Raw genomic sequence first — 15,194 nt, 5'->3', positions numbered from 1 at the left:
AAAACACTTAAATATATATAATTTTTTAAAACCAAAGTGTTTATGAATCAAAATATGCGACATATATCGTAGTGACCTTACCAATCCCGACATTAATAGATCCTTAATTCCTGGTGTAATAGTTATCAATAACAATATCGATATCGCCGCTTTTCTGTGTATAATGCAGCGTCAAGTTATTCGAATCGAGTTTTGTTATCGTCATTACTAAGGCACCCGTTTGGGTGTTTTCTGAAGTGAGAATCAGATCAGATCCTGATAGAATATAAGTGTAATTACTTGCTGCAATCCAATAAGGAATAGCCACACCGCTTCTTGGATCAATGCTGGCAGCTGCATAAATAGTTGCTTTATTGTCTTGCGTAAATTCAATGCTGTCATAAGCATTCAGATAAGGCGCGGTAGTTGTAGGGGTTGACGTTAGGGTCTCATCGGTTACAACGCCGTTAACGGTTTGTACAGTGTGCAGTTTTACTTCCTTCCATTTGCCCAATAAATTATTTTTAGATACGGTAAGGCCACCGTCTAAACGCGAACCTGGTCCTGATTTCTGGCAGGCTGATAAGCCGAAAACAAATGCCGCAATAATTGCTAGTGTGTAGTGCTGTTTCATAACTTGTAATGTTTTTTTTAGTAATACGAGTCTGCAATAGATAGTGCTACATCAGGTAGAAATTATTTAAGGTTACAAAAAGGAAAAGCCCCGCCAAAGCAAAGTTACTTCTAGTCTAAATCAATATAAACCAGTTGATTATAAATATTAAGTTTAAGCAAATGGTAACCGCCGGATTTTAAATTTGCTATCCACCTACGTATAGAGGGTATTCGGTTTTTGCTTTTCGGCTTTTACTGATATCGATCTGCTGCGTAATGAATTTTTCATCCGCAGAGGTAACTCCTGACAAATTTCCCGTCCCGGGCTTAGTTATCCAGCCGTTGCCACCCCATTGAAAATTATTGTCACCGTATCCAGACCGGTTTGAGCTTAAACAATAGGCGCCTGAGATAACAGAAAGCGTTTGTGCACACCGAAGCCATTGAGTGACTGATCCCAGACCTGTAGCCCGCGGACACAACAGAATATCAATCCCTTGTTTACCATATTGCCGGGCATATTCTGTGAACCACATTTCTGTACATAACAAAACTCCAATATTTATCCCGCCAATTTCCAGTATTTCAAAGATCTTGTCCGGGTCGGCATTAAACCAGGTTTCTTCCCAAAAATGGTCTTCTTCCGGAAAAAAGCATTTTGTGTGAAGTTTATGATGACCAACACCACGCTCATACACATAAGCAGTATTGAAGAGTTTATCAGCGTTAATGACGGGTTTGGAATAGACAGTGTAGGTTACTTTAAGCTGCTCTATTTCTTTAAGCCAGCGTTCGTGTTTATTTACGCTTTGTTTTTTTGCAGCTTCGGTAACTTCTTTTTCGGAAGCTATCCACTTACAAAACGGCATTTCGGGCAATAGCAATAAATCTGGCTTATAAGTTTTAAGGTGGATCTTAAGTTTGCTCCAGTCTTCGATAAATTGAAGCTCATTATCGCTTAGTTCGCATATGGTTACTTTCATCATATGTGCGTTTAATACAGCAATTGTTCAAAAAAGGCCCCAATGTTATTCGCCTCGTCATTAAAATGGATCTCCAGGATCCAGTGCCTGTCGTTACCCTGCGGATCTTTAGCAAACATATCCTGATGATTGTCCGGGTGGATATCCAATCCTAAATCATCCGGGCCAAGTTGTTCATGCGGATAGGGGCCTACAATATGCCCCGCTATCCCGCCGCCAAAAGTATAGCCATACTGGGCAGCCATATTATTAATGTAACTGTAAAATTCAGACCCGGTAAGGCGGGTTTGCTTGCTGTACCATGCATTTGCCAATTGCCAGGCATCCTCTACATCCTCTTTGAGTTTAAGCATTGCGGGGTTGTCTCCAAGAACATAAGATCTGCCCAGATCAGCTTCCCAACCATTAACTATAGGTCCAAAATCAAGTATCACCATATCATTGTGTTGGATAACCGCATCCGGCGGATTGCCGCCATAAGGCTGCATCGTATTTATACCGGCACGGACAATTTTTTTATGCCAGAATTCTTCTATATCAAAAACTTCGCTGGCAACTTTAACCACTTCATCATTGAGCTGTTTTTCTGTTTTTCCGGGGACAATCAATTGCAATCCTTCGATGGTTTTAAATAGTTCTTTCGCCTTATTTTCGGCGTCTGTTAGGTTTTGTCTGGTATTATTCATGGATGGATTTTAGGCAATATGATCAGGTGTCTTTTAGCAAAGAAAACGAATGCTATTAATAATAAAAAATACTTAATTTGTATTGATTTATATCAAAATATACATAAATGGATACCCGGACATTAGAGAATTTTATCAAGCTTGCCGAAACGTTGCACTTTACCAAAACCTCTGAGCAGGTGTTTATGGCACAGCCCGCATTGAGCAGGCAGATCAGTCAGTTAGAAAAATCTATAGGAGCAGAGCTATTTAAAAGGAATAAGCGTAACGTGTCGCTCACAAAGGCAGGTGTTTATTTTAAACAGGCAGCACAACAAACACTCGATCAGTTAAATTATGCCACCAACCGGGCAAAGCAAATTCACAACGGAGAAGCAGGAGAGATCAGGATAGGATATACCCATTCTATTGTACAATCTATTTTGCCGAGGATTATCAAAGAGCTGCGTGCCGAATTCCCTGATGTGAAAACCGTTCTACGCGAGATGAATAACTATGAGCAATACCGTGATCTAGCCGAACAAAAAATTGATATAGGTTTTGCCACTAACCCTATTGTTCCTGAAAATCTAAAAAGCAAGGTGTTTTTTAAGGATGTTTTTGTCGTTGTACTGCCGGTAGGCCATCCCTTGTTAAAGGCTTCGTCTTTTAATATTAATGCCTTGGCAAACGAAGCATTTATTTTGCCCCATGAGGTAGACAGCAGCGATTATTTGTATGCTATAGAATCTATTTGCCTTGACGCGGGATTTTTGCCTAATGTCGTTCATCATACCTCATCAGTAAGTTCGGCACTAAAGTTGGTCGAAGCGGGTTTAGGTGTAACTATTGAGCCTAAAGCTTCCCTGGCTGGCCAAAGTCTGGCTATCAGATATGTGGAGTTGGATAACATTCCGCAGAAAGTGCATTCAACCATATTGTGGAACGACAATACCCAGACCGACCACCTACCCATTTTAAACCTGATCAAGAAGATCATTAATATCTAAACTGCTATTAAGCGCAAATGTAAAGGGGTGACATCGCGGCCTCTGGCACATCCACCATATTCAGACAAAATACATCAGACTACCTTTTTATTTAACCAAATCAATTTAAATCATTGTAAAAAAAATTTCATTAAAAATTATATTTTTGTACTAACTTATCCTGTTTGAAATGTTGACCTAAACGGAGCCTATGCGCAAAATTTACTCTATTATTTATGCAATAATAATTGCCTTTATATTTCTTGCAAATAACGTTTACGCCCAGGCGCCTGTATTTACTTACCCGGATACGTTGAGGTTTAGTACTGGCCAGACCATAAATCCGCCGATAGCCCCTACTGGTGTTTCAGGGCTTCAGCCATCTACCACAAACTATTCGCTTACCAGTAATTTAGCAGGTAGTGGTTTTTATGGACATAAAGATACGCTAGCTGCCTTCGCTTCATTTACAAATCCGGTAGGGATAGCTAAATTTAATGGTATTATTTACGTTGCCGATGCTAATTCAAATTGCATACGCAAAATCCAAAATGGCCTAGTAACTACTTTCGCCGGCTCTGTAAACGGAGATAAAGGCGGCAAAAACGGACAGGATACCGCCGCAAGATTTAATTATCCTACCAGTGTAGCCGTTGATGCAGATGGGAATGTTTACGTAACAGATTTTTTGAATAGCCTGATCAGAAAAATAACACCACAGGGCTTTGTCAGTACTTTTGCGGGCGATCAAAATAACGGATACCTGGATGCGAGGGGGAAAACGGCAAAATTCAATTTACCTTATGCTATCTGCACAGACGTTAATAATAACTATTTATGGGTTGCCGATACCTACAACCAACGGATCAGAAAAATATCGCTATCAGATACTACGGTTACTACAGCCGCAGGAACCTATGCTATAGGCGCAAAGGATGGCTCGACAGATTCGGCGACCTTTAACGTGCCGAAGGGAATTACCATGGATAGATCGGGCATGCTGTATATTACGGAAGAAGCCAATAATACGGTTCGTAAATTTAATCCTTCAACGCGGATGGTTAGCACTTTTGCAAAAAGCACGCTGGTTAAGCCTATAGGGGTAGCTGTCGATATTATTGGCAACGTTTACGTGTCGTGCGAAGAGAAGTTTGGAATATATAAATTTGGCCCTGACGGCAAACTAGCAGATTCAACACGGTATCCCGCATTCTCAGGAGGCAATTTAAAGGGTTATGCCGACGGTACAGATACTTTAGCTAAGTATAGTGGCAATATGGGGTTGTTTTTCGATCAGCAGCCAAACAACCTTATAGTGAGCGATCCCGGGTCAGATCATATAAGGCAGGTTTCTCTTAACGGCTATAGCATTTATCCGCGACTCCCGGATGGACTAATCTTTAACAATGGGGCAATATCAGGTACGCCTACCACTATCTCGCCGGCAAAAAATTATATCATTGACGGCTATAGCGTCCCTTCCAAAGGTAGTTTTACTACAAACCTGGCCGTGGTTGCCGGCCAACAGGTTATTACATTTAACCCTCCGCCGGCCTATACTTATGGGGATAAAGATACTGTCGTGACTGTCACCAGTAATTCTGCTGCACAGATCATTTTGAGCAGCGATAACCCTAAAGTGGCTACGATTGTTAAAAATAAAATTCATATTGTAGGCGCAGGTGTTACCAATATAACCGCCAGTCAACCGGCAAATGCCAACTTCGCAGCTGCTACCCCGGTAACGCAACCGCTAACAATAAACAAAGCCAAATTATCAGCGTCCGTATATCGTTATTACAAAACACTGGGAAAAGATAACCCGAATTTCACCATTTATTACTACGGATATGTTAATGGTGATACCACGTCGGTTTTGAAAACATTGCCAACTGCAACTACAACTGCAGTAACCGATTCGCCTTTAGGCGATTATCCGATTACGGTAAGTGGCGGCTCTGCAGACAATTATAGTTTTACGTATAACCCCGGCACTTTAACTGTTATCCCTACACCGGTAATAACATCCACCGGTGCCACCTCTATTGCCAAAGGCGACTCTGTATTGCTTACAATTACCCCATCAAGCGGATACGCTTTGCAGTGGTATTTTAACGGATCGGCTATTAAGGAAGCTACGTCTGCTACTTATTACGCCAAGGAGGTGGGTACTTACACGGCGTCGATATCCATCAATGGCTATACATTTACTTCGCTGTATATCCCGCTAAATGTTCAATTGGTATTACCTGCTGATAACTTTTCGATAAAAGCAACCAGCGTATCTTGTAAAGGCGATAACGATGGTTCTATAGCAATAACGGCTAAGCAATCACTCAAATACGAAGCTACGGTAACAATTAACGGCGTAACTACGCAATATCCTTTTACAAACAGTTGGGCCTTGAACAACCTATCGCCGGGAAACTATTCTGTTTGTATAGGCGTTGACAACGAGTTGTTTAATCAATGTTACCAACTAACGGTTACAGAGCCTAAAGATCTCTCAGTTTATTCAGTCGTTAATAAATCATCCAATACCATCAATCTGCAGTTGGACGGCGGTTCATCGTTCAATATCAATTTAAACGATAAGATATATACCACCGACAAGAATGAGATAAGCTTGCCACTAGTAGCAGGGATTAACAAACTGGTGATAACTACCGATAAACTGTGCCAGGGGGTGATCGAAAAAAATATTGATATGACCGGCATTACCGCGCCTTATCCAAATCCGTTTACAGATATTTTAAATGTAAATGTAGGCAGCGGTTTGGTTAGCAACCTTAAAGTAGATGTAGTAAACGTAATTAACGGAAAATCGGTTTATACAGACCTGTTAACCAATAAATCAGGCGTATTGCAGTTTGACCTGTCGGGTATAGCCGGTGGAGTATATTACTTCAATCTGAATTTAGATAACAGAAAGCTGGGCTATAAAATCATCAAGAAATAATGAAAAAGATTATAGGGCTATTGCTCATAACTGCAATGATTGCCGGCTGCAAAAAAAGCACTACCAACCCAGGTGGTGGTAATGGCTCTGGCACAGGTAATGGACCGGGGGCTGCTACTTTGCTAACGCCGGCTAAAGATGAAATCTGCACCACTGGATCAGTAGTTTCTGATACGGTGAGTACGATCTCTTTTACCTGGAACGCTGTGGCCAAAGCTAATACTTACGATTTGACCATCACAAACCTGCTGACGCAGAAAGCTACTACTCAAACGATTTCGAGCACACAGGCCACCGCAAATTTAAGCAGGAATACACCTTACTCATGGTATGTAACTTCAAAGATATCGGGTAAATCAGGCTCCTCTAAAAGCGATGTTTGGAAGTTTTATAACGCGGGCAGCGGTATAGTTACCTACGCACCGTATCCGGCCCAGATAGTAGCACCAACCTATGGCCAGATCATGACCAATGCCGGCGGTAAAGTGAGCCTGAAATGGACCGGAAGTGTAGCCAGTGGAAAACTGGTTGGTTACAATGTTTATTTCGGCCCTTCAAACAATCCAGACTTGTTCAGAGCTAATATCACCGATAATTTTTTGAATGATATTTCAGTAAGCGCAAATACTACTTACTACTGGCACATAATTACCGTCGACTCCAACGGCAATAGTTCAGACTCTGGGTTATATAATTTCTTTGTACAATAAGCATTAGTGATTACACTTTATTTTGGATTAACAATGTCCATCCCGAAGGCTTGCGCGGCTTTTTGATTTTTGAAATCCTCAAATAATCAATATAGCGTCTAAAAGTCTCATAATCTTCTTCCCTGCGCTATAACTGTCGACAGTTGTTACCATATGGTCTATGCTTTTGTCTGTTTGGTCTATTGCGTTTTTTAAGATCAATCTATATCATCTTCTTTGTTTAGACAAAACTTCGGCAATAATAAATGTTTTGGAAAACGTGCTGGTTCTGGGAGTACTCGTGGTTTGTGTTGTTGCCCGGTTTCTGTTGGTCAACCGTAAGGATAAGTTGTCTTGAGGCTTAACACCGGCAGACAAATTGAATGTGATTACCGATAGAAATAATCCGCTGTATGAGAAATAATAATGTGATAGTCATTGAGAATACATTAACCACTTCGGGTCGCGGTATGACCCAAAAACGACGTTTACTTTGCCAGGCTTTCTTTTTATTGGACGACCCCACCGATGCAGAATCTTTCTGGATACATTTAAAAACTGCGGGGATAGCGGTTAGCCGGGCGCAGGTTTATAAAACCTTAAGTTTGTTGGCCGATTACGGTTTTGCAGAACGCCGGCGCGATGACCAGAAAAGAGTTAATTACTTTAAACCGGTTTAAAAGCCATCAGCTCCAGTTGCTGATGAATTTATTAAACGCCTCGCGATACTGCTCAGAAACCGGGATCATCATTTTTTCTATATAGACCGCGTTACGGGTGACAGCAGTAATTTTGTCTAACGATACAATATACGATTTGTGTATCCGCAAAAACTTGCCCTGCGGCAGTTTTTCTTCCAAAGCTTTCAAGGTGATAAGCGACAATAAGCTTTTATCCGTATCAGCTAAATGAAACTTGGCGTAGTCTTTTAATCCCTCGATATACAAAATGTTATTACAAGCGATTTTTACCGTCTGAAACTCCACTTTCAGGTAAATGTAATCCTCAATTGCAGGTGTCGTTATATTTTGGATTATAGCCTTTGGTTGGCTTAGCTTAAGCGCTTTATTGGCGGCCCGCATAAAATCCTCATAACTAAAAGGCTTTAGTAAATAATCAATTACATCAAGCTTATAACCTTCAAGGGCAAATTGCTCAAATGCGGTAGTAAATACGATCATTGGTGCTTTACCTGCGTTACGCCCGGATAAAATACGCGCCAATTCGATGCCGCTTAAGTCGGGCATTTGTACGTCAAGGAATAATACATCAACTTCATTCTCGCCCAGGTAGCGCAGTGTTTCAATGGCATTATTGAACCTGGCCGATAAGTTCAAGAATGGCGTTTGCCCTATGTAATGGCATAAAAGGTCGAGTGCCGGTGGTTCATCGTCCACCGCTATACATTTTAGCGTCATGATTTTAATATTAATCTAACCTCAAATTCGGCCAAATTGTTGACGCCCGTTGTTAATTCATACCTCCCAGGATATAGAAGATCAAGGCGACGGGTGGTATTTGCAATGCCTATGCCATTGCTTTCATCCTCGCTGGCGCGTTTGTTTTGATAGATGGTGTTTTTTACCAGCAATTCAATTAGTCCCTGCTGTTGCGTTATGCGGATGAGGATTGAACCCTCATCTATGCCGCTAACCCCATGTTTAAAAGCGTTTTCAACAAAAGGTAAAAATAGCATGGGTGCAACAGTTTCATTCCCCGTTTGCTGTGGCAACTCCAATTGTATGCTGGTTTTATTGCTAATTCGCAATTTCATCAGCTCAGTGTATTCGCTGATGAAAGCAATCTCTTTGGCTAAAGGCGCTTGTCCGCCTGCCGCTTCGTACAGCACATAACGCATCATTTTTGAAAGATTGGTAATAGCTGTACGAGCTACGTTCCCGTCAGATAATGTGTAAGCGTAAATATTATTAAGTGTATTAAAGAAAAAGTGCGGATTAATTTGCGCCTTCAATATGGCTAATTCGGCGCTTATCTTTTCCTGCTCAAGCCGTTGGCGCAATGCCACTTCCTGCTGCCATTTTTGTATAAAACTGATGGTGATACCAAGACCAACCATTAAAGTATTTATGCCAGGTACAAAGATATCAAAAAAAACCCCATGCGGTGGATGTCCCCCGTGGTTAAAAGGGGGCATGCCCGGCCGATGCGGTAAGACAGAAAAAAAAGCGTTTAAGTTAAATACAGATGTAATCAGGCTGTTGAGTGATGTTACTGCGCCAATAAGAAAGACAGCCGATGTCCCATACCACAAAACTTGCTCTTTAAATAGCAAACGCGGTATTAATACATATAGGTTAATGTAAAATACTACTATCAGAATAATAAATAAAACGGTTTGCCTGATCCAAAAGCTTTTGGGAATGTGCTCGCCCCAGTCTGATGGATGATTATACAGTACGCCCACCGCCAGGATAAGCCAGCAAAGTAAATGAACCAGTATAAAGACATTGTTTTTTCGGAATAAACCCATAAAGGCTAATTAGTATACAAGGATAAAGATAAGTATTGAGACCATATCAGTATATCGGCAACATGCCAGGCCTGATCGACTATTCTCAAGTTTTAACCGACCAAAACATATCTGTACGGTTTAAGTGCTCAAACACAGGCAATAACACTTAATCGTCGACAGGTTTTTACAAATGGTCTATCGCTTTTTTTTAGGTAGAATAAGCATTGTTTATTTGAGCTATCATATTTTATAACATGTACAAACTCAATCAATACATAACCATAGTAATGCTTTTGTTCGCCCCGACAGCGTTGGCACAGCAAGCACATACCATCACCGGATTGGTTAAAGATACCACGGGCGTAACGGTTCCCGGAGCTACTGTTACCTTGTTAACGGGTAAGGATAGTGTTTCGTTAGGTACCAATGCTAATGGTGGCTTTACCATTAAGGGCGTGCCTGTAAATAGTTTTACTTTGCATGTTTACGCTATTGGTTATGCCGGATATACATTTAATTACAATGTCAATGCAGCCGAAGCAGCCATCACACTTGAGCCAATAGTATTGCATATCGATTCGAAATTGTTGAACACGGTACAGATCACTGGCGTCAACCCTGTAAAACTTAAAGAAGACACGATAGAATTTAATGCCAGTGCTTACAAAGTGCAGGATGGTGCACCGGTAGAGGATGTGCTTAAAAAACTCCCCGGTGTTGATGTCGACAAAGATGGCAATGTAACCGCCCAGGGTAAAACGGTAACCAAGGTGCGTGTAAACGGTAAAGATTTTTTTAATGGCGATGTTAAAACCGCCACACAGAATCTGCCTGCCAACATTGTGCAAAATATCCAGATCATTGACGACTATGGCGATCAGGCCAACCTAACCGGTCTCAAAACCGGCGACCCCGAAAAGGTGCTGAACATTACCATTCGTGCAGATAAAAACTACGGCTACTTTGGCCAGGTAAATGCAGGCGATGGTGCCGACGCGCAAAATAGCATCCTTGGTAAAAATGAAGCTAACCGATATATAGCATCCGGTACCTTATTTAAATTTAATGGCAATCAGCAATTGGCGGTGCTTACTAATTTTAATAATGCCAATGTTAACCTGTTCTCGTTTGGCGGCGGCGGCCCCAGAGGTGGGGGTCCCGGTGGGGGTGGTGGGCCTGGCGGTGGTGGCCCGGGCGGGCCTGGTAATACATCCAATAATAACGGTATTACTACCAATCGTTCGGCTGGTTTAAACTATCGTGATCAATGGGGTAAAAAGATCTCGGTTTATGGCAGCTACAGTTTTTCGGACAATACGGTCAACACTATTAGTTCAACCATTCAGAATAACACCTCACTAACCTCGCCAAGTATTAATAACTACAGCAGCAATCAAACAGACAGTAAACTGAATCATCGTTTTAATTTCAATATGGAGTATAAAATTGATGATTATAACTATTTGAAAGTATCGCCTACGTTTAGTTATACAGGGGTAAACACCAGTCAATATCAGACCAGCTTGTTAACGCGTGATAATGCACTGATCAGCAATTATAACCTCAATGCTACACTCAATTCCACATCGCCAACAGTTGGTACAAATGTGCTTTACAATCACAAATTTGGCACTACCGGGCGTAATGTCACGGTCAATTTAAGCGGTGGATCTACCTCGCTTACACAAACGCAGAATCCTATATATACTTATCTAACCGGTGCTCAAAGCGCGCCGGCCAATCAGCTGATTCAGACTAATGTTAAACTGGATAGTGTGGGTGCGGCGCTGTCATACATGGAACCATTGAGCAAACGATCATTTATCGAACTAAACTATGCCTACCATTACGGTCATACTACATCAGATAAAACAACAGATACACTTACTGCCGGCGGCACACGCAACCGCTATGACTTGTTAAGCAATGATTATGCCTTTGATTTTATTACTAACAAGGTTGGGCTTAACTATCGCTTTATCGAGAAAAAATATAACTATACGCTGGGTGTAGGTATACAGCCAGCGTTATTGAGCGGGCATTCTGCAACTACAGGGGTAGATACCAGGGTTACCACAGTAAACTTTGCACCGACGGCACGCTTTGTTTATAACATGTCGCGCAGCCAGTCGTTCACGTTTAATTACAGCGGCGCAAGTAACCAGCCCACTTATAGTGAACTGCAGCCGGTTACTGATTTTTCCAATAGCCTTTACCCTATACAGGGCAATCCAAATCTGAAACCTGAGTTTAATAACAACTTGAACATTAGGTATAATCAGTTTGATTTTGAGTCGGGTAACGTATTATTTGCCAACCTTGGGTTTACGCAAACCGATAATAAGATTGTAGCCAACACCATCACTTACCCACAAGTATACACCCCCGATAGTAAATTAGCCGGTACCATCCTCACCAAATATCAAAATGCGGTGGGGTATTATATGGCTTCGGGTAATTATTTCTATGCTAAACCATGGGAAGAGCGCAGATACACTTTATTCTTTAATGGCAATGTTAACTACAGCAACAACATATCTTATATCAGTAACGTGGCGCCTGATAACTACGGGCTATCGACAGAAAAAAACTTAGCCAAAAGCCTGAGTCTAACCCAGGGGCTTAAATTTCGAACCGACATAACCAACGTGATTGACGCCGAGCTGAATGGCAGTTATGGGGTTACCCGCACCAATAATTCACTTACGCAAAATAACATCGATAACAATTTCCGTACGGCGACCTTAGGCGCCAACGGTAAAAACTATTTTGGCACCTGGACATTGAGTTATGATTATACTAAAACGCTGTACTATGGCTATACAGGTTCTACTAATCCCAATATCCTGAATGCCTATGTCGAAAAGAAATTCCTGAAACAGAATATTGCAGCTTTGCGCTTGTCGGCGTTTGATATGTTTAACCAAAATACCGGTTTTACAACCAGCCAAAGTGGAAGTTATATTACTCAAACACAAAGTAACCGCCTTGGCCGTTATTTCTTACTGACGTTTACGCTTCGGCTGCAAAAGTTTGCGGGACAAAAGCCGAATCCTGATGGTTTCCGCGGACCTGGTGGTCCGGGCGGCCCTCCGCCGGGTGGCGGCTTTGGCGGCGGACCGGGATAAAATCAAAAAGATTTATTCATACAGGATTGATGATTTATTAATGTGAATATCGCATAATTGCTTTTGAGAATGCATACACTCCTTGCAAAAAGAGATTGTTGCTTTATTTATCTTAACTACAGGCTATTATCTTGTTTTGGTTGTTCCAGAAGTAATAATGGTTTAATGAGAGCAAAATCATGTCAATCAATAAAATCTTATTTACAACCGGCCTGATACTGTTTAGCTACGGCTTTTTGAAGGCCCAGGATCTACCAGCAATTGAGCAGCATCGCGTAAAATTGCCTAACGGTTGGTCGCTTACACCAGTAGGTAAAAGTTTGCCACTTGGCGACCTGCCTTTAAATATCGCGGTAAGCAAAAACCGAAAATACGCTGCTGTTACCAATAACGGAGAAAGCACCCAGACCATCCAGTTGTTGGACGCGCAAAATGATACCCAATTGGATAGTGTGGTTATCAGCAAAGCCTGGGGCGGTTTAGTTTTTAGTGCTGATGAAAAATCGCTTTACGCGTCAGGTGGAGATAATAATTGGATCATCCGCTACGCGATAACCAACAACAAACTCATCTCGGCCGATACCATTAAACTTGGGCCGGCCTGGACAAAAAAAGTTAATTCGTTGATCTCGCCAACAGGTTTGGCGCTCGATGATAAAAAAGGCATCCTCTACGTAGTTACCAAGCAAGATAACAGCCTGTACCTGATAGACCTGAAAACCAAAAGTATTCAGCAAAAAATTGATTTAGGAACAGAAGCTTATACATGCTTGCTGTCGCCAGATCAATCTAAATTATATATCAGCCTTTGGGGTGCTGATAAGGTAGCGGTTTTTGATACCAAAGAGAATAAACTGGTCAACGCTATCGCTGTAGGCGATAACCCCAATGATCTTTGCCTTTCTCACAACGGAAGGTTCCTGTACGTTGCCAATGCTAATGATAACACGGTTTCTGTGATTGACTTGCCGAATGCTAAAGTGTTAGAGACGCTAAACACTGCTGTGCGCCCAACGATGTTGAGCGGTACTACTAGTAATTCGGTTGCTTTAAGTAAAGATGATAAGACGCTTTACATTGCCAATGCCGACAATAATTGCCTCGCTGTTTTTAATGTCAGTAAACCGGGAGCAAGCCAATCGCTGGGTTTTGTGCCTACGGGTTGGTACCCAAGTGTGGTGCGCATGATTGGTAATAAACTATATGTAGCCAATGGTAAAGGTTTTTCATCACTTCCTAACCCGCATGGGCCTAACCCGGTTGATAAAAAACAGATCGTATTACTACATGGTGGCGACCCGGGTAAGTCTGCACCGGCGCAATACATCGGCGGTGGTTTATTAATGGGGACCTTAAGTATCATTCAGGTGCCAACAGACAAAGAGCTTGCACTTTATTCGCAAGCTGTTTATCACAACACACCTTTTCGTACCGAGCAGGAAATGACGGCTGGCGGTGAAGCCAATAATCCTATTCCTGGTAAGGTGGGTGATGCATCACCGATCAAACACGTTTTCTATATCATCCAGGAAAACCGTACTTATGACCAGGTCCTGTCAGACATCCCGAAAGGAAATGGCGATACCAGCCTGTTGTTGTTTGGCAGAAACATTACACCCAACCACCATGCATTGGCCGAGAACTTTGTTTTGCTGGATAATTTTTATGTAGATGGCGAGGTAAGTGCCGACGGACATAACTGGAGCATGGGCGCCTATGCTACCGATTATATGGAGAAAAACTGGCCTACCAGCTACGGCGGCCGTGGCCCCGGGGCCACGGGAGAAACCAGCCGCAATAAACTGTATATCTGGGATCAGGCCGATCGTTTTAAAGTAAGTTTTCGTACTTATGGCGAGTTTGTAAATGCTAATAACACGGCGCAGATACCGGTGCTGAAAGACCATTTTCCTAAATCATACCCAACTCATGACCTGCGCGACCCGGATACCATGCGTTACCACGCCTGGGAGCACGATTTCGATTCGCTGATGAGCAAAAACACGGTGCCGCAACTGATGACTATCCGTATGCTGTCTGACCATACTGAGGGCACCACCGCAGGCCGCCCGACACCTTTTGCGCACGTAGCTGATAACGACCTGGCAGTTGGTATGCTGATTGATCACTTAAGCCACACGCCACTGTGGGAAAATAGTGTGGTATTTGTAGTGGAGGATGATGCGCAAAATGGCCCCGACCATGTGGATGCGCACCGCTCGCCCGCTTATATTGCTGGTGGATTGGTGAAGCGTAATTTTGTAGATCATACCATGTATTCTACCTCGTCGGTATTGCGCACCATTGAGTTGATATTAGGCTTACCACCAATGACACAATATGATGCCGCTGCAACGCCCATGTGGAATAGTTTTACCAGTAAGCTGGATGCTGCGCCATTTAAAAGTTTCCCATCTAACATTAATTTAAAAGAAGTTAATCCCAAAGGGACTAAGCTGGCAGCAATGGCCAAAGGTTTGGATTTCTCGGGTGTTGACAAGGTGCCTGATCAGATCATGAACTCCATGCTATGGAAAGCTATCAGAGGCGAAAATTCGACAGTACCGACTCCCGTTAGGGCTGCTTTTGTTAAAGCTGTACAGAAAGCCGATGATGACGACTAGCCGAACCTAATAACTATAAACGAATGCCCGGTACCAACCAGGCATTTGTTGTTTATGACCAATATTTACTTAACCGACCCGAGAGCCAAA

General features: G+C 42.3%; 11 protein-coding genes. 6 read left to right on the top strand and 5 right to left on the bottom strand.

Annotation, left to right across the window (positions count from 1 at the left end):
- Positions 1–103: 103 nt before the first annotated feature.
- The 3 genes from HB679_RS06980 to HB679_RS06970 all read right to left on the bottom strand — a co-directional run bounded on the left by HB679_RS06980 (position 104) and on the right by HB679_RS06970 (position 2,263).
- Positions 104–613, bottom strand: coding sequence for a hypothetical protein (locus tag HB679_RS06980; protein WP_214071209.1), 510 nt, complete (start codon positions 611–613; stop codon positions 104–106).
- A gap of 187 nt (positions 614–800) precedes the next feature.
- Positions 801–1,577, bottom strand: coding sequence for a carbon-nitrogen hydrolase family protein (locus tag HB679_RS06975; RefSeq protein ID WP_214071208.1), 777 nt, complete (start codon positions 1,575–1,577; stop codon positions 801–803).
- An 11-nt stretch (positions 1,578–1,588) separates the two neighbouring features.
- Positions 1,589–2,263, bottom strand: coding sequence for a M24 family metallopeptidase (locus HB679_RS06970; RefSeq protein ID WP_214071207.1), 675 nt, complete (start codon positions 2,261–2,263; stop codon positions 1,589–1,591).
- Between the two features lie 107 nt (positions 2,264–2,370).
- Between HB679_RS06970 and HB679_RS06965 the strand changes: the two genes are divergently transcribed.
- The 4 genes from HB679_RS06965 to HB679_RS06950 all read left to right on the top strand — a co-directional run bounded on the left by HB679_RS06965 (position 2,371) and on the right by HB679_RS06950 (position 7,559).
- Positions 2,371–3,252 carry a LysR substrate-binding domain-containing protein gene (locus HB679_RS06965; protein ID WP_214071206.1) on the top strand — a complete coding sequence of 294 codons (882 nt, stop codon included), beginning with the start codon at positions 2,371–2,373 and terminating at the stop codon, positions 3,250–3,252.
- 190 nt (positions 3,253–3,442) lie between these two features.
- A complete protein-coding gene (locus HB679_RS06960) occupies positions 3,443–6,190 on the top strand; it encodes an MBG domain-containing protein (RefSeq protein WP_214071205.1) in 2,748 nt (915 codons plus the stop codon).
- A complete protein-coding gene (locus tag HB679_RS06955) occupies positions 6,190–6,900 on the top strand; it encodes a hypothetical protein (protein ID WP_214071204.1) in 711 nt (236 codons plus the stop codon). Before HB679_RS06960 ends, HB679_RS06955 begins: the two co-directional genes overlap by 1 nt.
- 392 nt (positions 6,901–7,292) lie before the next feature.
- Complete coding sequence (locus HB679_RS06950) at positions 7,293–7,559, top strand: hypothetical protein (protein WP_214071203.1); 267 nt, start codon at positions 7,293–7,295, stop codon at positions 7,557–7,559.
- A gap of 6 nt (positions 7,560–7,565) precedes the next feature.
- On the opposite strand, the gene HB679_RS06945 is transcribed toward HB679_RS06950, so the two are convergent.
- Both HB679_RS06945 and HB679_RS06940 read right to left on the bottom strand, forming a co-directional pair.
- Positions 7,566–8,297 (bottom strand): LytTR family DNA-binding domain-containing protein, encoded by a 732-nt coding sequence (locus HB679_RS06945; RefSeq protein ID WP_214071202.1) that lies wholly within the window; start codon positions 8,295–8,297, stop codon positions 7,566–7,568.
- Entirely contained in the window at positions 8,294–9,370 is a 1,077-nt protein-coding gene (locus tag HB679_RS06940) for a histidine kinase (RefSeq protein ID WP_214071201.1), read from the bottom strand. Before HB679_RS06940 ends, HB679_RS06945 begins: the two co-directional genes overlap by 4 nt.
- 236 nt (positions 9,371–9,606) lie before the next feature.
- Between HB679_RS06940 and HB679_RS06935 the strand changes: the two genes are divergently transcribed.
- Together HB679_RS06935 and HB679_RS06930 are read left to right on the top strand one after the other, a co-directional pair.
- Positions 9,607–12,480, top strand: coding sequence for a TonB-dependent receptor (locus HB679_RS06935; protein WP_214071200.1), 2,874 nt, complete (start codon positions 9,607–9,609; stop codon positions 12,478–12,480).
- A gap of 179 nt (positions 12,481–12,659) precedes the next feature.
- Complete coding sequence (locus tag HB679_RS06930; RefSeq protein WP_214071199.1) at positions 12,660–15,104, top strand: bifunctional YncE family protein/alkaline phosphatase family protein; 2,445 nt, start codon at positions 12,660–12,662, stop codon at positions 15,102–15,104.
- Positions 15,105–15,194: the final 90 nt, after the last annotated feature.

Origin of the sequence: Mucilaginibacter sp. dw_454 (genome assembly GCF_018449775.1) — a bacterium.
GTDB lineage: Bacteria > Bacteroidota > Bacteroidia > Sphingobacteriales > Sphingobacteriaceae > Mucilaginibacter.
This window is presented reverse-complemented; position numbering and strand designations above follow the sequence as displayed.

What these genes read in the sequence shown, in the direction of transcription:
- HB679_RS06965 (WP_214071206.1), top strand. Translation starts at nt 2,371, where the DNA reads ATGGATACCCGGACATTAGAGAATTTTATCAAGCTTGCCGAAACGTTG.
- HB679_RS06955 (WP_214071204.1), top strand. Translation starts at nt 6,190, where the DNA reads ATGAAAAAGATTATAGGGCTATTGCTCATAACTGCAATGATTGCCGGC.
- HB679_RS06950 (WP_214071203.1), top strand. Translation starts at nt 7,293, where the DNA reads ATGAGAAATAATAATGTGATAGTCATTGAGAATACATTAACCACTTCG.
- HB679_RS06975 (WP_214071208.1), bottom strand. Translation starts at nt 1,577, where the DNA reads ATGAAAGTAACCATATGCGAACTAAGCGATAATGAGCTTCAATTTATC.
- HB679_RS06940 (WP_214071201.1), bottom strand. Translation starts at nt 9,370, where the DNA reads ATGGGTTTATTCCGAAAAAACAATGTCTTTATACTGGTTCATTTACTT.
- HB679_RS06930 (WP_214071199.1), top strand. Translation starts at nt 12,660, where the DNA reads ATGTCAATCAATAAAATCTTATTTACAACCGGCCTGATACTGTTTAGC.
- HB679_RS06960 (WP_214071205.1), top strand. Translation starts at nt 3,443, where the DNA reads ATGCGCAAAATTTACTCTATTATTTATGCAATAATAATTGCCTTTATA.
- HB679_RS06935 (WP_214071200.1), top strand. Translation starts at nt 9,607, where the DNA reads ATGTACAAACTCAATCAATACATAACCATAGTAATGCTTTTGTTCGCC.
- HB679_RS06970 (WP_214071207.1), bottom strand. Translation starts at nt 2,263, where the DNA reads ATGAATAATACCAGACAAAACCTAACAGACGCCGAAAATAAGGCGAAA.
- HB679_RS06980 (WP_214071209.1), bottom strand. Translation starts at nt 613, where the DNA reads ATGAAACAGCACTACACACTAGCAATTATTGCGGCATTTGTTTTCGGC.
- HB679_RS06945 (WP_214071202.1), bottom strand. Translation starts at nt 8,297, where the DNA reads ATGACGCTAAAATGTATAGCGGTGGACGATGAACCACCGGCACTCGAC.